General features: G+C 44.2%; 16 protein-coding genes. 4 read left to right on the top strand and 12 right to left on the bottom strand.

The features are described from left to right. The 7 genes from G9X62_RS02185 to G9X62_RS02155 are packed head-to-tail and all read right to left on the bottom strand — an operon-like array spanning position 1 to position 7,168. Entirely contained in the window at positions 1 to 747 is a 747-nt protein-coding gene (locus G9X62_RS02185) for an NUDIX hydrolase (RefSeq protein ID WP_261345535.1), read from the bottom strand. Further along, complete coding sequence (locus G9X62_RS02180) at positions 737 to 1,384, bottom strand: GDSL-type esterase/lipase family protein (protein ID WP_223131180.1); 648 nt, start codon at positions 1,382 to 1,384, stop codon at positions 737 to 739. Before G9X62_RS02180 ends, G9X62_RS02185 begins: the two co-directional genes overlap by 11 nt. Next, positions 1,377 to 2,372 carry a Gfo/Idh/MocA family protein gene (locus tag G9X62_RS02175; RefSeq protein ID WP_223131179.1) on the bottom strand — a complete coding sequence of 332 codons (996 nt, stop codon included), beginning with the start codon at positions 2,370 to 2,372 and terminating at the stop codon, positions 1,377 to 1,379. Before G9X62_RS02175 ends, G9X62_RS02180 begins: the two co-directional genes overlap by 8 nt. Before the next feature lie 15 nt (positions 2,373 to 2,387). Then, on the bottom strand, positions 2,388 to 3,464 hold the full coding sequence (locus G9X62_RS02170) for an aminotransferase class V-fold PLP-dependent enzyme (protein ID WP_223131178.1): 1,077 nt from the start codon (positions 3,462 to 3,464) through the stop codon (positions 2,388 to 2,390). A 1-nt stretch (position 3,465) separates the two neighbouring features. Beyond that, positions 3,466 to 5,376 carry a phosphoglycerate dehydrogenase gene (gene serA, locus G9X62_RS02165; RefSeq protein ID WP_223131177.1) on the bottom strand — a complete coding sequence of 637 codons (1,911 nt, stop codon included), beginning with the start codon at positions 5,374 to 5,376 and terminating at the stop codon, positions 3,466 to 3,468. An 11-nt stretch (positions 5,377 to 5,387) separates the two neighbouring features. Then, complete coding sequence (locus G9X62_RS02160; protein WP_223131176.1) at positions 5,388 to 6,344, bottom strand: YheT family hydrolase; 957 nt, start codon at positions 6,342 to 6,344, stop codon at positions 5,388 to 5,390. Continuing rightward, a complete protein-coding gene (locus tag G9X62_RS02155) occupies positions 6,344 to 7,168 on the bottom strand; it encodes an SDR family oxidoreductase (RefSeq protein ID WP_223131175.1) in 825 nt (274 codons plus the stop codon). Before G9X62_RS02155 ends, G9X62_RS02160 begins: the two co-directional genes overlap by 1 nt. A gap of 109 nt (positions 7,169 to 7,277) precedes the next feature. Between G9X62_RS02155 and hemA the strand changes: the two genes are divergently transcribed. The 4 genes from hemA (at position 7,278) to G9X62_RS02135 (ending at position 11,188) form a co-directional block, all read left to right on the top strand. Then, positions 7,278 to 8,552: a glutamyl-tRNA reductase gene (gene hemA, locus G9X62_RS02150; protein WP_223131174.1), complete on the top strand. Its 1,275-nt coding sequence runs from the start codon at positions 7,278 to 7,280 to the stop codon at positions 8,550 to 8,552. Between the two features lie 10 nt (positions 8,553 to 8,562). Continuing rightward, positions 8,563 to 9,015: a regulatory protein RecX gene (locus G9X62_RS02145; RefSeq protein WP_223131173.1), complete on the top strand. Its 453-nt coding sequence runs from the start codon at positions 8,563 to 8,565 to the stop codon at positions 9,013 to 9,015. 150 nt (positions 9,016 to 9,165) lie between these two features. Beyond that, positions 9,166 to 10,344, top strand: coding sequence for a pyridoxal phosphate-dependent aminotransferase (locus tag G9X62_RS02140; protein WP_223131172.1), 1,179 nt, complete (start codon positions 9,166 to 9,168; stop codon positions 10,342 to 10,344). Continuing rightward, complete coding sequence (locus tag G9X62_RS02135) at positions 10,331 to 11,188, top strand: prephenate dehydrogenase (RefSeq protein ID WP_223131171.1); 858 nt, start codon at positions 10,331 to 10,333, stop codon at positions 11,186 to 11,188. Before G9X62_RS02140 ends, G9X62_RS02135 begins: the two co-directional genes overlap by 14 nt. A gap of 221 nt (positions 11,189 to 11,409) precedes the next feature. Here G9X62_RS02135 and G9X62_RS02130 read toward each other — a convergent pair whose 3' ends face one another. The 5 genes from G9X62_RS02130 to G9X62_RS02110 form a co-directional block, all read right to left on the bottom strand. Beyond that, entirely contained in the window at positions 11,410 to 13,353 is a 1,944-nt protein-coding gene (locus G9X62_RS02130; RefSeq protein ID WP_223131170.1) for a M1 family metallopeptidase, read from the bottom strand. A gap of 8 nt (positions 13,354 to 13,361) precedes the next feature. Next, positions 13,362 to 15,149, bottom strand: a complete 1,788-nt coding sequence (locus G9X62_RS02125; protein ID WP_223131169.1) for an acyl-CoA dehydrogenase — start codon at positions 15,147 to 15,149, stop codon at positions 13,362 to 13,364. Positions 15,150 to 15,213: 64 nt separating this feature from the next. Beyond that, on the bottom strand, positions 15,214 to 16,275 hold the full coding sequence (locus tag G9X62_RS02120; RefSeq protein WP_223131168.1) for a DUF4249 domain-containing protein: 1,062 nt from the start codon (positions 16,273 to 16,275) through the stop codon (positions 15,214 to 15,216). Further along, positions 16,275 to 18,788: a TonB-dependent receptor gene (locus tag G9X62_RS02115; RefSeq protein ID WP_223131167.1), complete on the bottom strand. Its 2,514-nt coding sequence runs from the start codon at positions 18,786 to 18,788 to the stop codon at positions 16,275 to 16,277. The genes G9X62_RS02120 and G9X62_RS02115 overlap by 1 nt, the downstream gene beginning before the upstream one ends. Beyond that, a complete protein-coding gene (locus G9X62_RS02110; RefSeq protein ID WP_223131166.1) occupies positions 18,785 to 20,260 on the bottom strand; it encodes an FG-GAP repeat domain-containing protein in 1,476 nt (491 codons plus the stop codon). The genes G9X62_RS02115 and G9X62_RS02110 overlap by 4 nt, the downstream gene beginning before the upstream one ends.

Here is a 20,260-nt window from a genome sequence, read left to right as displayed (position 1 = left end):
TTAAGAAGCGGAGGACAAAAAAGCCTCCGCTTTTTTCTTGTCCAAACGGTATAAATAAGGTGCCTTGTGTGCGCCTCCTGTATATTTCTTCTCGATACGCTCTAGAATATCCAAACTTAACATTTTACGCTGGAAATTTGTACGCACTAATTCTTTCCCAAGAATTGTCTCATACACCTGTTGCAATTCGGACATGGTAAAGGTCTCCGGCAATAGATTAAAGGCCGCTAACTTCGTATCTATGGACGCACGCAAATGAGCAAGACCTGTCTTTACGATGACATTGTGATCTAAAAACAAGGAAGGAATCTGATCAACATCCATCCAGGCTGAATCGTCCGAAACGTCATTTAAAGTCACCTTCACTTTTGAATATTCCACTAAGGCATAATACCCAATCGTAATGTAGCGATGTGACAACCATTTCATATCCTCTAATGAACGACCCATCGCTAGATTAATCTCCTCGTGCTTTTCGATGGCACCGATGTTTCTTTTGAGATCGCCAAACGTATGAAACTGTTGCAAATAAAGATTTTCCAAGCCGGTACGCTGCCATAGGATGCGTTTTGCCGCATCATCTGCATCTTCTTCTTTGCCAATAAATCCACCCGGCAACGACCAAACTTCGTTATTTCTAAACTTCAATAAAAGCACCTTTAATTGATTCTCTTGAAATCCGAAAATAACGCAGTCCACCGAAATATTCGGCAACCAATCACCCTTTAATACATCCCTATTTGGCATAAGCTCGAATGAAGTTTTGTATTTGTTTCGCAAAGATAACATAGCCCTTTTCATTCAGGTGCAAACGATCTGCCACGAAAATATCTTGCATCAAGGTCCCGTCCGCATTATAGAAAGGCGAGTGCATATCAATCACATAATGTCCTTTTTTCTTGGCAGCAATCGCCGCGATGCGTTGATTCAAATCTTGTTGCTTTCCTTTCAATGCCTCGCGAGCTAAGCTAGGGCGAGCTGATACGAAAACAAGTTTTGCCCCGGGAACCTGCTTCGCTAAACGGGCGGAAAACTCTTCGAATTGCGAGGCAATTTCTTCCGGACTTGTACCAGAGGTTAAATCATTATCTCCTTCGTACATGAACACCCAAGAGGGCTGGTATTTCACGACCATGCGATCGAAATAATACAAGGCATCCTTCAAAGTACTTCCACCAAAACCGCGGTTAAAGGCATTCATTCCTTTCGTATCCGCATCGAAACTTTTCCACAGACGGAAACTCGAAGAGCCGATAAACAACTTCATTCCTTTCGCCGGCAAAGCAATAGAATCTTGCTTTTCGTAAGCCACAATTTCTTTTTCGAAACGATTTTGGGCAAATACGCCAAAGGACAAAAATAGTAAAAGAAGGATCTTATTCATTAGGATATTTTAAACCGATTTGAGAACGAATTTCATCTAATAAAGCCATTAATTCCGTACTGAAAGCGTGCGTCATCAAGGCATTTTCCGTGTGACCCGCACGTAAATCCGCTTGAACGGCCTCCGCTTCGTAACTATAACCCCAGCCTAAACGCTCCGTTTCATAGAACATCTCCTGCTCTGTTTCATGAATCGTCACCGTAATTCCTTTCGTTTCGTGGAAACGTGAATGCATGTGAATCTTGCCTTTCGTACCGTGAATTTCACAGGTCGTATCCGTCTTTGTGGCAAAAGTAGAGAACAAAGTGGCTATCGCTCCAGAACTATATTTCAAGGCGATAGACGTATTCATATCCACTCCCGTAGGCGCCATGACGCCAGTTGCCTTCATTTCTAAAGGCTCTCCTAACACGAATTTGGAGATAAATAAAGGATAAATACCGATGTCTAATAATGATCCGCCGGTCAAAGAAGGATTAAACCAACGCGCCTCCGCATCGTAGGGTGCGTGAAAGCCAAAGTCAGCTGCCAGGTGAACGATATCTCCGATCACACCCGATGCTAGAATCTCTTGCAGTTTCACGATAGAGGGATGGAAACGCGTCCATAAAGCCTCCATTAAGAAGATTTTCTTATCACGCGCTGTCTGAATCATCTCCGCCACTTGCTTCGAATTGATGGCAAAGGCTTTTTCACATAAGACAGGAAGTCCCGCATTCAAACACAATAACGTATGCTCATGGTGTAATCCGTGTGGAGAGGCGATATACACCACATCGATTTCGCCGCTTGCAAGCATCGCTTCATACGAACCAAAACATTTCACATCGGGTCCATAATGAGATGCAAACTCTTCTGCACGGGAAATATCTCTGGAGGAAACAGCCGCTAAATAACCGTCCTTAACGAAGGCTAAATCGTCTGCAAATTTGCGAGCTATACCGCCGCACGCCAATATACCCCACCGAATGGGTGTTCCATTTTTCATAGTCCTAGGTTTAAATTAAAGTGAACCTAATTCAGTAATTAAAGCCTGAACCTGGTCCATATTTACTGCTGGGAAATTCGCGATACGGATTTGGGTTTCTTTCAACTTGCCGTATCCAGCCCCTATAATCATATCGCTTCTCTCTTTTATTGTATTGATCACTTTAGACGAACCTTCCTTGCAGTTTAACACCACAACGGTCGCTGAACGGTGATTTTCATTCTCCACGAATATTTCGAAGTTATCCGATTTCTTCGCAAAATCATACAAAGCCTTCGCTTTTTTATCCGTCTCTTTGCGGATATTCTCCACGCCAATTCGGTTAAAATCCTCCGCCACTTTTCCTAACACATAAATCGCCATCACGTTAGGTGTTTCTGGCGTTTCGAAATTCTTGTAATTTTCCCAAAGGCTTGGCAACGAGTGATACGTCCCCACGATTCCTTCGTGCTTTTTCATTCTTTCTGACTTCTCTAGCATCGCCTCATTCGCAAACCAAACACCTAGACCGGCAGGCATTCCGAACGATTTTTGGACACTAAAAAAGGCTGAGTCTACTAAACTAAAATCAAGGTTAGGGTAAGGCGCAGAGGAAACCATATCCACCGCCACAAACTTATCCTTGTTCGCTTTCTTGATCTTATGGATCTCTGAAGCCTTCATCTGAACGCCCGAACTCGTTTCGTTCGCCGTGCAGCAAATCAATTCGGCATATTCCGGCACTTCCACTTCTGAAGCATCGAAACCCTCGCCAAAAGGCTTGTGCATCGAATTCGCATACTTGTGCAGGTCTTTAGAAAAATCGAAAAACTTCTTCGAGAACGAGCCATTCACTAAGTGAAAACTCTCGTGTTCCACTGTATTCATGATGATACGCTCCCACACCTCCGTCGCAGATCCCGTAAATAGGACCGCGTGGCTCTTAGGCAAGGCGAATAACTCGCGCAATTGCTCGTCTGCGTGCTGGTAGATCTTACGGAAAGCCGCGGAACGATGGGAAATCGAACCGAGGTTTAATCGAAACGCCTCCATATAATGGGACTGAACCGTAGGAAACAAGGCCGCAGGGCCGGGGGTAAAAAAGGTGCTCATATTAATATAACATTCTAAACTTAATGGTGTTATCGATCAGCTTCAATTCGCTTACAATTTCATCCGAGTATTCTTTGGCCACATCCGTAATCACATAACCCGTATTTTCTGTGGTCTTTAAGTATTGCCCAATGATGTTTACGTGGTATTTCGCAAAGATTTGGTTGATTTGGGCCAAAATCCCCGGCACATTGTGGTGAATATGCAACAAACGGTGCGCATCCTCTAAAGGCGGCAATTGCAATTCTGGGAAGTTTACCGAACCATACGTGCTACCGTTGTTCATAAATTGCAACAACTTCGCTGGCACGAATTCACCAATATTTTGCTGTGCCTCCTCCGTGCTACCACCGATGTGCGGCGTCAAAATCACGTTAGGCAATCCACGTAATTCACTCATGAACTCCTCGTCATTCGTCTTCGGCTCATGCGGGAATACGTCAATCGCCGCACCCCACACTTTACCAGACTTGATCGCCTCCACTAAAGCCGGTATTTCGACCACGTGACCACGCGATAAGTTCAAAAAGATGACATTATCTTTCATCCAAGAGAATTGCTCCTTGCCGATGATGTTCGTGTTTGACTTACGACCATCAACGTGCAAACTCACAAAATCCACCTGAGATAATAACTCTTTTAAGCTGGTGCATTTTTTGGCATTACCTAAGGCTAATTTATCTACGATATCATAGAAATACACCTCCATACCCAGCGCCTCCGCAATCACGGAAATCTGCGTACCGATACTTCCATATCCCAATAAACCAATTTTCTTACCTCTAATCTCGTACGAATTCGTCGCTGATTTATCCCAAACACCCGCGTGCATTTTCGTCGATTTCTCGAAGATATTACGCGTTAACATCACCATCAAACCAATCGACAATTCCACGACCGAACGCGTATTCGAATACGGCGCATTAAACACCGCGATTCCGCGTTTCTCACATTCCACTAAATCGATTTGGTTTGTACCGATGCAGAAAGCACCCACGCACATCAAACGAGAGGCATTCGGATGATCTAATACTTTTTTCGTCAAATTTGTTTTCGAACGCAAACCGATAATAGACACATCTTTGATCTTCTCGATCAATTCATCCTCATCCAAAGCGCCTTTCAAAAGTTCCACTTGGAAACCTTCTTTCTTGAATGCATTCACCGCACCTGGGTGCACGTTTTCTAATAAAAGAACCTTAATACGCGATTTAGGATACGACTGTGCGCGGCTTAAACCGTTAATGTACAAGAATTCATCTAAAGAGGGTACGATAAAATCCGCTTTGTCCGTCACCGCCTTGCGCGAAACGTTTTCCGTGAACGCAAAGAACTTATTCGCTAAACCAGACTCGCGTAATTCGTAATCCGTGATACCATCACCGATCACGTAAACCTCACCTTCTAATTGCAATGATTGCAGCAAGCGAACTTTACCTTTATCCTGAGACAATAAATTGTCCGCATCGTAACCAGTAATATTTCCTTCCGCATCATACGTGAACGTATTCGCATATACGTTCTCTGCTGGGATGCCCATCTCGTTCACAACCGGAACGATAAAGTCTTTGAAACCAGAGGAAACGATTAAGATTTGTGCGGCATTTTCTTCTAGAAAATCCTTGTTGCGCTTAAATGACTCCGAGATTTTACCTTTTAAAAAGACGATCAATTGATCCACGTGCGAACGATTCGCCGGCAATAAAGCGACACGATCGCGTAAGGAATCTGCGAAAGAATAGGCCCCCACCATTCCTTGGTCGGTGATATCCTTAATCTTTCCCACAATCTCCGCTTGCTTCGGATTTCCCTGAAGCGCGATTCTCGCTAATTCATCGAGCCCCTCCACTTTCGTGAATGTGCTATCGAAATCAATGACAATTTTTAAAGGTTCTGCTTGAGCTGTAGGCATGTTATTATTTTCTAAACGCTTTTCTTAAACCAATGTTCGGCGCGATTTTCCGACCAAGTATAACCCTGGTAATTCTTCGGATAAAAACCACAATGTCCTCCTTTTTCCTGTGCGTCTAATTGGACAAAGTCCAAGGTCTTCACAAAAGATTCCGGAATACATTCCGCCGATAAAAATGGGTCATTTTTTGCATTCACGATTAAAGTGGGTACGTTAATCTGATCCAAAAAATACAAGGAGCTACTCTTTTCGTAATAGTCTTCCCCGTCTTTAAACCCGTGTAAAGGCCCTGTGATCACATCGTCAAAATCCACTAAACTCTTAATCGAATCAATCATCTCCACGGTAATATCCTGAGGATAGCGCGCGGACTTTTCCTTGACTTTTTTAATGAGAGTTTGTAGAAATCGATGAGTGTAGAGTCTGTTTTCCCGCTTAGCTAATTGCTTGCTACTCGATGAAAGGTGTAAAGGTACGGAAAATGCGACAGCTTTTCGAATCATTTCGGGAGGATTTTTGCCTTGTTCGCCTAACCATTTTAAGGTTAAGTTGCCCCCTAAACTAAATCCAGCGAGATAGATTTCTTTCGCCCCGCGTTCAATTGCCAACTTAATAATAAAGTCCAAATCATCCGTTGCCCCACTGTGGTAAAACCGCAGATTCTTATTGGGCTCCCCCGAACAGCTTCGGTAATTCCAAGCCAACGCGTTCATCCCTTTCATCTTGTGAATTAATCCCGTCACATATTGACGATCGCTTGATCCCTCCAAACCATGGGACACAATCAATAAAGGACGCTCTGAAAGTTCACCACCGTACCAATCGATATCTAAGAAATCCTGATCCGGAGTCGTCACCCGTTCGCGGCGTGGCGTTTCCGAAAGAGTTACTTTTCGAAAAAGGGAAGGATAAATACTTTGTGTATGCCCGTCCGGTAACCAAAGTGGCGGGGTATAATTTTCTACCATTAAATGAAAAAGTCAGGCAATAATTGATTTTCCGGTGTATTCGGATTCACACGGTATTCGGTGAAATCCGTCACCCCTTCAGCACGCAGGACGTCCTCGTCGATGTAGAAATTCCCACTGACCGTCTTCGCATCCTTCTGTAAAATAGCCGCAGCCGCATCCGCCATAATCGTAGCCTTACGTCCTAATTGCATCATCGACGCATTCCCCACAGCGAATTCAATCGCAGCCGTGGCAATGATCGTTTTAGGCCAAAGGGAGTTAAAAGCCACTTTTCCCTTAAATTCAGACGCCATTCCGAGGGTACAAAGAGACATCCCAAATTTGGCAATCGAATACGCCACGTGATTCTCAAACCAGCGCGCCTCCACATTTAAGGGAGGGGAAAGCGTTAATACCTGGGGGTTTTCTGATTTCAACAAATAAGGCAAACAAGCCTGAGCACACAAATACGTCCCCCGCGTGTTCACCTGATTCATCAAATCGTATTTCTTCATCTCCGTGCTCAAAGTACCCGTGAGCTGAATCGCAGATGCATTATTAATTAATATATCGATACCTCCAAAAGTATCAACGGCTAATTTTACCGCCGCTAAAACCTGATTTTCGTCACGAATGTCTACCATACAAGCCAAAGCCTTTCCGCCAGCCGCCTCAATTTCAGCCGCTGCCGTGTGAATCGTACCTGGTAATTTAGGATGTGGCTCAGAAGTTTTAGCCGCAATAACGATGTTTGCGCCCTCTGAAGCTAATTTTTTCGCAATCTCTAATCCAATTCCGCGGGATCCTCCTGTGATGAAGACCGTCTTATTTTTGAAGTGCATATGGTTCTTATTTTTTCTTCATCTAAATTACGATTTTCTTTCAAAGACAGATACATTTTAAACTTTTGCATTGTACTTTTGTGAATTAATAATCACGCTTAAGACAGAAATGATTTTACCTTTTAAATCCGTTAGCCTTTCACACCGTACAGCGCCACTCGCCATCCGCGAGATGTTAGCGTTGAACGAGGACGAGAGCAAAGGATTTTATGTGAGGTGCAAGGATCTTTTCGAGCTAAATGAATTATTAATTGTCTCTACCTGCAACCGCACGGAGTTCTATTATACATCAGATCGCGACATCTCGACCGATTTAATCAAAGCCTTCTTAATCGAAAAAGGCTTAACGAACACCGCTGAATACTTAGGTTATTTCAAGCAAATGGACGAAACAGAGGATTCTCTGCGCCATTTATTCGAGGTAGCAACCGGCTTGCAGTCGAAAGTAGTGGGGGATTTACAAATCCCGAACCAAATCAAAAAAGCCTACCAACAAGCGGCAGATTTAAATATGGCTGGTCCATATTTGCACCGTTTGATGCATACCATCTTCTACTCTAACAAGCGTGTAGCCCAAGAAACCTCGTTCCGAGATGGAGCAGCTTCCGTTTCGTATGCGACCGTTGCCTTGGCTGAAGAACTTTCTCAAGCTCTTCCTAACCCGAAAGTCTTAATCCTTGGATTAGGCGAAATCGGTTTAGATGTGTGCAAGAATATGGAGGAGAAAGATTTTGCGGAGTTCACGATTATGAACCGTACGATCGAGAAAGCAGAGAAGATTGCCGCTGGAAAAGAACTTTTCAGGGTCGCTCCTATCGCTGACTTGTGGAAAGAAATCGCCGCAGCTGACATCATTATCTCGTCTGTTCGTACGGATAGTCCAATTATCACGCAGGCAGAGATTAAGAAATTGCAATTATTATCCTTTAAATACTTCATCGATCTTTCTGTGCCTCGCAGCATCGAGGATGGCATCGAGAAGATTAATGGGGTGCTATTATATAACATTGACACCTTGAAAGAGCGTGCGGATGAGGCTTTGGCCACTCGTTTAGCCTCTATTCCGGATGTGCGCACGATCATCGAAGAGAGTATTGTGAGCTTTAATGATTGGTCTAAAGAGATGGAGGTTTCGCCTACCATCCACAAGTTGAAAAATGCGCTGGAGCAAATCCGCAAGGAGGAGATGAACCGCCATATGAAAGGTTTGACGAAGGAAGAGACCGAGAAGCTGGAGAAAATTACAGCTGGTCTAGTCCAAAAAATCATCAAACAACCCATCATCCACCTAAAAGCCGCTTGCAAACGTGGCGATTCGGACAAAATGGTGGATGTCCTGAACGATCTGTTCAACCTAGAGAGTTTCGAAGAAATCGAATCTTAAATCTTCCTTTATGAATAGCGAGATTCTCCAAAAGCTGGCCCGCTATTGCGCCTACCAGGAAAGATGCGTGCAAGAACTGGAGCAGAAGATGAAAACTTTTGAGGTTTCTCCTGCTGAGTATTCTGAGTACCTAGCTTGGCTTCGCGAAAATAACTACCTGAATGAAGCGCGTTTTGTCGAGATCTTTGTCCGTTCAAAATTCAATCAAAAAAGCTGGGGTCGCACAAAAATCAATTACGAATTGCGCAAGCGAGGCATTTCCGCCTCACTTTTAGCCTCCGCTTGGGATGGCATCGATGATGCGGATTATATCGAGAAAGCCCGCGCTATTTTACAGAAGAAAAAGGACGAGATTAAAACGGGTACTACGCCGCAGCGCTATCAGAAGTGCTATAACTTTGGCCTCTCAAAAGGCTATGAATCTTCCCTTGTTCGCGAGCTATTGAAGCCTCTATTTGCATAAAAGTAATTTTTTCCTACCTTTGGCATATGAAATCACACGCAATCAACTATACAACAGGGTATTATTACGCAGGTTATTACAACGCTGCCTAATCGGTTATATAGTTTTTTGTCAATTATATCAGCCGACTTTACGTCGGTTTTTTGTTTTATGAGCTTACACATCACAGCGGCGAGCCGCTTAAACAGCGTGGAGGAATACTATTTCTCTAAGAAACTGAAGCAGATCGCGGCTTTAAAGGAATCCGGCGTACCTATCATTAACCTAGGTATCGGATCTCCTGACTTAGCCCCATCGTCTGAGACCATCACGGCCTTGACAGAAAGCGCGGCTAACCCTTCACATCACGCTTACCAAGGTTACCAAGGTATTCCTGCTTTACGCGAGGCATTCGCCTCATTTTATGCGAAGCATTACGGCGTAACGGTTAATCCCGCTTCAGAAATTTTACCCTTGATTGGTTCCAAAGAAGGTATCATGCACATCGCCATGGCCTATTTAGAACAAGGCGATGTGACCTTAATCCCTAATCCAGGCTACCCGACTTATTCTGCAGCTTGTTCTTTAGCGGGTGCAACGGTGGAAAGCTATGAGTTATCAGCCACTACTGGTTGGTTACCTGATTTAAAAGCTTTAGAAAAGCGTGATCTTTCCAAAGTCAAAATCATGTGGGTCAACTACCCGCACATGCCTACCGGTGCACAAGCAACGGTGGAATTCTTCACGGAGTTGCGTGACTTCGCTATTCGCCATTCGATCTTATTAGTCAATGACAACCCCTATAGCTTCATCCTGAACGAAAAGCCAATGAGTATGCTGTCGATATCGGGGATGCAAGATGTCGCGATCGAATTAAATTCCCTTTCGAAGTCCCACAATATGGCGGGCTGGAGAATTGGGGCGGCCTTTGGGAAAGCAGAGTTTCTAGCACCAGTTTTGAAGTTCAAATCTAATATGGATTCTGGAATGTTCTTGCCTTTGCAACAGGCGGCAGTTAAAGCTCTTTCTGCAGACAGCGCGTGGTTTGCAAATCAGAATCGCATTTACCGTTCGCGCCAAAAACTCGTATTTGAATTATTGGATTTACTCGATTGCGTGTATGATCCGGCACAGTCGGGCATGTTTGTTTGGGCCAAAATCCCAGCTACATTCGACTCCGGCTACGCGCTCTCAGATAAAATATTAGACGAAAACGCGGTGTTCATTACGCCGGGCGGAATCTTCGGAACACAAGGCGACGGCTATATCCGCATCTCACTTTGCGCACAAGAATCCGTTTTCTCTCAAGCGATTGATCGCATCAAAAATCACAGCAATGGCATCTCCTAAAGTAGGCATCATCGGTATCGGATTAATAGGTGGATCCATCGCACTCGGTCTTCGCAAGAGTGGCTGGGCTTCCGAAATCATTGGTATTGATACGAATACAGAACACCAGAAAAAGGCTCTCTCTTTAAGACTAGTCGACCGCATCGCCACTTGGCAAGAGGCCATCGATCAAGTGGACGTCTTCGTTTGCGCGATTCCAGTTGATCTGTTAGTGGCGCTAATTCCATCCGTGTTGGATGCGCTAAAACCTGGACAAGTGATCATCGAGGTAGGTTCTACGAAAACCCCGGTTTTCGAAGCTTTACAAAATCACCCGAAAAGAGCTCAATTCGTTTCCACTCACCCGATGGCAGGAACCGAATTCTCTGGCCCTGAAGCAGCTGTTCAAGGCTTATTTGTGGGAAAAAGAGGCGTCATTTGCGATAAAGAACTCAGCGACCCAACTGCCGTAGCTTTAATCGAAGATTTATACCGCAGTGGCTTAGAGATGAACCTCATCTATATGGGTTCTATCGAACACGATATGCACACGGCCTATATTTCGCACATCTCGCACATCTGTTCCTTTGCTTTGGCAAATACCGTACTGGAGAAAGAAAAGAACGAAGCCCGCATTTTTGAATTAGCCTCCACCGGTTTCGAATCGACCGTGCGTCTAGCGAAATCTTCCCCAGAAACCTGGAGCCAAATTTTCCACCAGAACCAGGAGAATCTGCTCGACGTTTTGGACGAATACATCAACACCCTGTTGAAATACAAAGGCCTGATGCTTTCTGGCAGCTACGAAAAGTTGAAAGAAGAATTAGGAAAGGCGAATGATATCGGGAGGATTCTTAAGGGATAATTATTTTAGTCTTCTGTAAAGCCATCGAATGACCTGCACTAAGAGTAAAATAAGGATCACATAGATCAAAATAGAGACTAACTCTCCGAACCAAAGGGATTGTAGGAATAGTATTTTCATGATTAGTGGGGTTATTTCCCACTAAGATGATGTTATTTCAACTCCAAACCTATCAGTTTACTGATAAAAAAAAGACCCCCATTTCTGAGAGTCTTTTATTCTTACCTTGAGCGAACACTCAGCGGCTTCCACGTATTATTCTTCGAATCCATATCCGGGAATGAATGATCTGGATCAATCACCACCGATTTAATCGGAAGCTTGGTCGAAGTGCGGAACGTCCAGCTAGAACCTCGCTGCCAAATCTCCACCGGGAACGTAAAGCGTTCTTTTTCTCCGCTCGTTAATTCCACTTCCACCACTGCTGGCATCGCCATCTTGTCTAAGTTTTCGATCGTAATGACAGCACCCTTTGCAGGATCTTGTTCTACGTAATCTACATCTTTTACGGATTGATCTAGTTTCCAAAGTTCATAGAACCAAGCTCTCCAGAACCAACCTAAATCCTCACCAGCGCCATCTTCCATTGCACGGAAGAAGTCCATTGGAGTAGGGTGTTTGAATGCCCATTTGGCAATATAATTTTTAAAAGCATAATCAAAACGATCTGGTCCTAAGATATGCTCACGTAAGATGCGCAATCCAAAACCAGGTTTATTGTACGCCTCCCAGCCTAAATTACGCGTTTGAATCACATCCGGAATCGACATAATCGGATCTGCCGTTTCGCGGAACATCGATTTCGCCATCGTATGCATATCAAATTTACGATTCTTGTATTCGCCTTTATTGAAAGCATCCGTCGAATAGAAATTGATAAAGGTATTGAACCCCTCATCCATCCAAGCAAATTTGCGCTCGTTAGATCCTACGATCATGGGGAACCAGTTATGGCCAAATTCGTGGTCCGTTACGCCCCATAAAGAAGCCGTTTTATCCTTGTATCCACAGAAAATGATACCTGGATATTCCATACCTGAAACGATACCTGCAACATTCGTCGCTACCGGATAGGTATACTCGTATAACCAGTTCGAATAATGCTCAATCGATGCTTTCACGTATTCTGATGAACGCCCCCAAGCGTCTTTGCCATCTGATTCTACCGGATAAACAGACACAGCTAGAGATTTCTTGCCGCTAGGTAGATTGATTCGACAAGCATCTAGGATAAATGATTTAGACGATGCAAAAGCCACATCCCGCGCATTGTTGCACTTAAATTTCCATGTCAAGCGATCTTTCGCCGGACGAGAAGCTGGATCTGTCACCTCAGCCGCCGAACGAATTACGACCGTTGTTTCCGAGTTCGCAGCCGCAGCCCATTTCTTTACCTGATCAGCCGTATAAACTTCCGTTGGATTCAACAATTCACCTGAACCCACCACGATGTGTGATGCCGGGGCATTGATTGAATATTCGAAATTGCCGTATTCTAAATAGAATTCGCCCGCCCCTAAATAAGGCAATACGTTCCATCCCTCGATGTCATCGTATACACAAACGCGGGGAAACCACTGCGCCACTGTGTAGATTGCGCCATTTTTAGTTTGTTGGATACCCATTCTGTCCGAAGCATTCTCCGGAGAAGTGAATGAATAAGCAATTTTGATCTTAGCAGTGCCTATTTTTTCTGCCAAAGGTGAAGCCAAACGAATCTGCATCCGTGTATCTTCCACAATGAAGTTTGCCGGCTTACCATCGATCGTTACACTTTCGATTTTGTAACCACCTTGGAAAGCTAAATTCCCAAAACGTCCACCCGAAATAGGCGTCGTCTTGCCTCCGCGAGACTGGGTATTGAAGCTATTTTGGTCTAATTGCAACCACAAAAACGGCAACTTATCTGGAGAATTATTCTTGTAGGTAATTTCTACATCGCCCGTGATTTTATTTGCTACATCATCTAATGAAACGGCAATCTTGTAATCAGCCGAGTTCTGCCAGTAGCCTGGTCCAGGAACACCCGCTGCAGAACGCGCAGGAGAAACAGGTCCATAATTCCAAAGCGGATGAAACAATTCGTACGCGGAATACTTACTTTGAGCTAACGCAGCAGTTGATAATAACAACGCTAAACCCAGGAATACGTGTTTTTTAAACATAATACTTCTTATTTGTGATCAAAAATAGTCAAAACTTCTTCATCCATCAAACGCTTTGATAAACCCAAAGCCTTAGGCACCTCGTAGTGGTAGAAGAATTTCATCGTGTGAATCTTATCCTTGTAGAAAGCTTCGTCTTCCGTGCTTAAACCACCTTTGGCTAAGGCCGCGGCCGCCACATGACCTTGCTTTAACCATTGCCAAGCGACAGTAATCAAGCCGAACAACTCCATATACAAGGTCGAATCCGCTAAGAATACTTCGATTTCGCCTTTCATCGCGAAACCTAATTTATGCATCGTTACTTTCGTTAGATTTTCTAATTCTTTCTCTAGCATTTCCGCATATTTGCTTAGGTTATCGTGACCTTTTGCCACGGCAATGTCTGCGTAAACTAACTTTCCTAAGGTCTGCAAAGCCGCTCCATTGTTCGCTGGAATACCGCGACCTAATAAAGTCAAGCCGTGAATACCGGTTGTTCCTTCGTAGATCGACATAATCCGCACGTCGCGAGCCATTTGCTCTAATGGGAAATCTTCGGTGTATCCGTAGCCTCCTAATACTTGCAAGCCTTGATTAACCGCCTGTGTTCCCATCTCTGCTGGATAGGTTTTAGCTACGGTTGTCATCAAGTCCAGCATCATTTGAGCTTCTTTTTTCTCTTCCCCGTCTAAGCTTTTCGCTAAATCATCCCACATAAAGCATTGGAACAATAAGCCCATGGAGCCTTCGACGATGGCTTTTTGGAAGTACAACATACGCTGCACATCGGGGTGGTTTTTGATTAATGTAGGCGGTGTGTTTGGATCTTTGTTCGTTAATAAACGACCCTGTGCGCGCTCATTTGCATATTGCTTCGAAGCATGGTATGCAGCGGAAGCAATGTAAGCTCCACCCATTCCCACGCCTAGACGCGCTTCGTTCATCATTTGGAACATATAAGACAACCCTTTATTCGGTTCGCCTACTAGGTAACCGATCGAGTTTCCTTTGTCGCCAAAAGAGAGGTGAAGTGCTGGTGTAGCTTTTTGGCCCATCTTATGATAGACGCCTAAAGAGACCACTTCGTTATTCACTAATGTTCCATTTTCGATGCGCTTCTTAGGCACTACGAAAAGGGAAATCCCTTTCGTACCCGCTGGAGCGCCCTCTAAACGAGCTAAAACCAAGTGAATGATATTTTCTGAGAAGTGATTATCTCCTCCTGAAATGAATATTTTTTGACCTTTAATCGCATACGTTCCGTCTCCTAAATCTTTAGCAGAAGTAGACGCATCGTTCAAGGAACTTCCTGCCTGAGGCTCGGTCAAACACATCGTGCCTGCCCACTTGCCTGAAAGCATGTTAGGAACGTAAGTATCGGCTAATTCTTTCGAACCAAAAGAGGCAATTAAATGTGCTGCCCCGTGGGATAATCCCGTGAACATCACCGCTGAATTGTGCGCCGCACCACGAATGAATTCGTGTGCTCCACCGATCATGGAGGGAACTTGCTGACCACCGTGTTCGAAATCAAACGTACAACCGATCATTCCAGACTCCCCCATCTCCTTCATATAAGGCTCAATTCCGGGGTGAACGTGTACGACTCCATCGACTAATTCAGCCGCTTTGCGATCTGAATCTACATAAATGGGGCGTAAATATTTTTCGGCAATGGCATCAGCAGAATCCAATACCATATCAAACATATCGGGTGTATAATCCGCGTAACGAGGATAGTTACACAGGGAAGCAGTATCAAAAACCTCTTTTAAAATAAAGTCTAGGTTGCGACGGTCGTATTCTTTTGCCATGGTTATAACGTTTAGGTTGTAACAAATTTGCAGAGAAAAAAACTATTATGCAAGCATACTATATTTATAATGGAGGCAAGGAATATCCGAGGTTATATTTGATGAAAGCGGCGTCTTTGCAATTCCAAAGTGGGATGTCTTTATAGCGCACATTATTGAAGTCTACGTAGAACAAAAGTTTCTGATAAGCCTCCGTAGGAATGCCATTAAAACGATCCACCGTTAATCTTTTCTGTGTTAATCCGCCCACCATAAAATAGCCTAAAACCTCCTGCGTTGGATCGCTCGTGCATTTCAAATTACCAATTACCTGAGCAGGCACCTTATCAAAAATCCCTCCATTTAATTTGCGTTGATCCTCTAATCGTTTCCAATACGTATGTGTTTCTTTAGAGACCGAATACACTTCTAGTTGTACCACCCAATCATTGAAATCTTCATAAGGTAGTTGACCTAAATCCAAAGACAAATTCTTACCGTTCAGTAGAAAATCATCTACTAAATAGGGTTGCGTATTTTGCGGAGCTTGCCAACATTTGCAATTACATGGTGGCACTGGTGCTGGGGGTGCAGGCGGTGGAGGGCAGGTTAATAAAAACTGACGGAAATCCTGGCGCTTCACGAAATAAAAATCTTCCGTAGCCTTGGGATCTTTGATACTTGCCGTGAGTGGGAAGCGCATATCCTCTACCTTCGTTGCATCCTTAAAGGAATACGAAAATTCAGCGAGAGCCGGGGCCGCGTTGATGGTTTGGAAATTCGATTCGATTGTTTTTCCATCCAATAACTTGATACGCAATTTATACTTTTGGCCTATTTCTCCTTTAAATCCTGTTGGACTTAAATAATAGCCCTTACTCTTCTCATAATACGCCGTTTCCTTGCCATTACCATCTATCAGGCGCACATTCGCATCCGTGATAGGCTGGCCCGAAAATTGAGTAGGGTCATAAGGGGAATATCCGCTCACATAATTCAAGCGAACATTATAGGGACCATCTACGTTAGAAATTTCGCCGTAGACAACGATGGCTGAACTCAGGTTTTGGGTTTGAAAATCCTCGATCTCCGTCTCGCAAGAACTCAAAAGAAACAAGGCACAGAAAAATAAGAGTAAGTGTCTCATTAGAATTTGAAGTTATAAGTGATGGATGGAATCGCGGCGCCTAAAACCGACAACTGGTAGGTTTTCGCTTGGTTGATTTCGCCTGTCGAAGAACGGAAATAGACGGAGTAGGCGTTTTGGCGACCTAATAAATTATAGATCGAGAAGTTCCAGCTTCCTTGCCAACGCTTGCCGGGTTTTGGATCAATCGTAATCCCCACATCTAATCGGATGTAATCTGGAATGCGTTCCGCGTTTCTTAGGGTGAAAGAAGCCGTAGAATAGCCGTCCAATAGTTCCTTGATCTCTTTCGAGGTTAGATAGGTGTACTTCGTCCCGTTGTAGGTGTAAGAGGTTTGGTCCAAACCTGGTCGCGGGAAAATCCCGGTCGCCACGGCATAATCGTACAGATCATTAAACGAATAAATCTTGTAACGCCCATTCGGATACGTGATCGGGCGACCCGTTGTATACGTAAAGTTCGCATTGAAGGAGATGCGGTTCGTCCAGCGATTATTCAACACAAATTTAAAGGTGTGAGGCGTATCAAAGTTTGCCGGAAATTGAATCCCAAAGTTCGCTTCTTTCTGATTCTCATTCGCCTGAATTGTCCTAAACGTACGCGCATAGGTATACGAAATCCAACCCGTCAATCGCTTACCGCGTGACTTTTTCAAGAAGAATTCTCCCCCGTAAGCCATCCCTTTCCCCACTAATAACTGTGTTTCCACCGTAGGATTTAAGTATAATTGCGCACCATCTACATAATCCACAACATTGTTTAAGTTCTTATAATAGAACTCCGCTGAGGTTTCGAAAACGGCGTTCGAGGCATTCGTGAAGTTCTTGAAGAAACCGATGGAATATTGATCCGCGATTTGGGGTGGAATTTGTTGGTTCGAATTCTTCCAAATATCAGAGGGTGAAACGGCCATCGTGTTCGACAATAAGTGGCGGAACTGCTGCATGCGGTTGAAACCGATTTTGATCGAGAAACTCGTATCTAATTTAATAGCGAATGAAAGACGCGGTTCGAATCCACCATACGTCGCCACGACCTCGTTAGAAGCTGCGCTTAGGGTGTCCGTGATCGTATTAATTTCGCGGGGAGTGCCTAGTTTATATTGGTAGAAATCACCCGGACCTAGTAATTGATAAGAAGCATAGCGAAGACCGTAATCCAAACTTAATTTCTTACCCAAGGGTAAACTATGTCCCACATAAGCCGCCATCTCACGTGTGTGTTCCGTAGACATCGCAAACTTATCTACCTTAGAAGAGGACGAGTTAGGCAAGAAACTGCCCGCATCGTTCGTAAAGGCAGATAATTCCGCACCAGCATCTAAGCGACCATATTTACCTAAGTCCTTACTCAATTCTTCCTTGATGGATGTTTGAATGATAGATGGTTTCCAAACGAATTCCAAGCCGCTTTTTTGACCCTCAATTCCATAGGTATAATCGCTATAAAAGGCGGTAAAATTATGGGATAAATCCCCTTTCAATAAGGCATTGTGTTTAAAGCTTAATGCCTTCGTATTCCAGGAATAAAGCGTATCCTGCGCGAATTTGAAACCGTCATTACTTGCATAACCTGACAAGGAAATACGCTGATTTTTTCCAAAACGATGCGTTAACTTAAAGTTCACATCATAGAAATCCGCCTTGCTTTTCGCAAGACTCGGATTAGGAAAATACTTCATATAAAAGTCGGAGATCGAACCGCGGGCACCCACGATTAAAGAGGTCTTCCCTTTGACTAAGGGTCCGTCGACTAAAATGCGAGACGAAATAGGTCCTACACCACCTTGCAATGACCACTTCTCAAAGTCACCTTCCTTCACGCGCACATCTAAAACAGAAGACGCGCGACCGCCGTACATCGATGGAATACCACCTTTGTACAAGCTCAAATCCTGCACCATATCGGCATTAAAACCAGTGAAGAATCCGAATAAATGGGAGGTATTAAAAAGAGGCACCCCATCGAGTAAAACGAGATTTTGATCCACATTACCCCCACGTACATTGAATCCTGAAGCCCCTTCACCCACCGTCGAAACGCCCGGTAGCAACAAAATACTGCGAATCACATCGGCCTCTCCCATTAAGGTAGGCAGTTTTTTCAAGGTTTTGGAAGACATTTTCTCCACCCCCATCATTGCGCGATTCACATTCGCATCGGCCTTTTCAGCGGTGATCACCACCTCGCCTAATAATTGCTCGGAGCGTTCTAATTCGATGGTGGTTTGGGTATTTTTAGAGAGATCTAAGCGGAAGGTTTTGTATTTATAACCGAGGCTTCTCGCGATGACCTGATAGGATCTAGCCGCAATCGTCACCGTAAATACCCCTAGTGAATCCGTGGTTCCACCAGCAGAGGAACCTGAGAAAAAGACCGAAGCACCAGCGATAGGCGCTTTATTCTCCACATCAACAATTTTTCCACTAAATATGACATAACCTTTGCGCTGGGCGAAAGTCATGTGGCCACAGAGTAGCAATAATAGGATTACCCTTAGGCTTATTTTCATTTTGTTTTATTTCGTAAAATCAGCAGACCTTTTGCCTGTTTCCATTGAGGGTCAAATCCCCCTTGTGGGAATTTAGCCACAGCATGTGAGCCAAAGGCTACATCTAAATCACCATCCCCATCTAGATCTGCCACGTCCATCACAGACCAACGACCCAAATGTTGAATAGGTAAAGTCATCGGAACAAACGTCCCTTTTTTATTTTCAAAATACATCGCCCCTTCGCCCGGTCTAGCCGCCACATCAGGGAACAAAGCAATTGATATCAAATCCGCATCACCATCGCCATCGAAATCGCCAGGCATCACTTTAGTCGCGCCATTTTGAGAGAAGAAAGCCTTCTGCTTAAAATTAAATCCCCCGGTATTCTCGAAAATATACATCCCGTGGTATGGCTTCAAAACTGTCGTAAAATCGGCATTATCCCCTGCCGTATAAATGATATCCAAGTCCTTGTCTCCATCGATATCAACCACATCGAAAGAGGAGGATCCATAAATAGACGGAAAGCGAAGCAACTGTTTTTCTTTAAATTTCAAACCACCCAGATTCTCATACAGCAAAATGCGCTCATCACCTTGGGCGAATTGCGCTAAAATATCCAGTCGACCGTCTCCCGTAAAATCGCGTACAATCGTTTTTGTGGCTCCGGTTTGAGGATTCAATACTTGTTTTTTGAAGGACCCTTTATTCAGCTTCCAAATACTCATTCCACCCACTTTGAATCCGAATTCAGACGTGATTAATTCATCGCCAGCCTCCTTATCTAAATTAGCCGAAACTAATCCAATCGGGCGATTCAATCCTTGCAATAATTTCTTACCTGTTGAAGCTTGACTCACAAATCCATTCACATCCGGATTCGCCTGTGTCGTTGTTCCAATGAACGTATACAAGGTTTCTGAGCCCAACAAAGTAATATCCGTTAAGGCATCTTGATCTTTCTTAGTCTCCAGTAATTTACCCGCAGCATCCCATTTCCAAATCACGCGATTCGATTGATCTCCCGCCGTGATTTGATGACGACGTGCATCGATGCGAATCGCCGTCATATTAGGGAGAGTCGTTCCAGGCAAGGTGGCCACAATAGGTTCGGCTTCGAATAGGGTCTGCGTAGGCAAAGGAATATAAGCCGGCATTTCCAAGGTCTTGGGCGCCTCCTCTAAATAATAGGCTTTGATCTTTTCCCAATCCTCATCTGGAATCATTTGGGAACCTGGACCTAAAATCGTGTAATCCGAAAGCGGTTTCTCTAACATCCCGATCTCTTTGTCCACGCCCATCATAATACCCATATAGGGTAGTGTGCTGTATTGCCACACATTTTTAGGCAAACTCGCGGGATCTGGAAGTAGATGGCAAGAAGCGCAATACGTTTTGGCCAGCTCTTTTCCTTCGGCTGCCTTGTTCGAGCAACTTGGAAACTCATAAGAAAAAATCGAAAAGAGAGCAATTGCCAGCAGAGTCCGCAT

Source organism: Aquirufa lenticrescens, assembly GCF_019916085.1.
Lineage (GTDB): Bacteria > Bacteroidota > Bacteroidia > Cytophagales > Spirosomataceae > Aquirufa > Aquirufa lenticrescens.
This window is presented reverse-complemented; position numbering and strand designations above follow the sequence as displayed.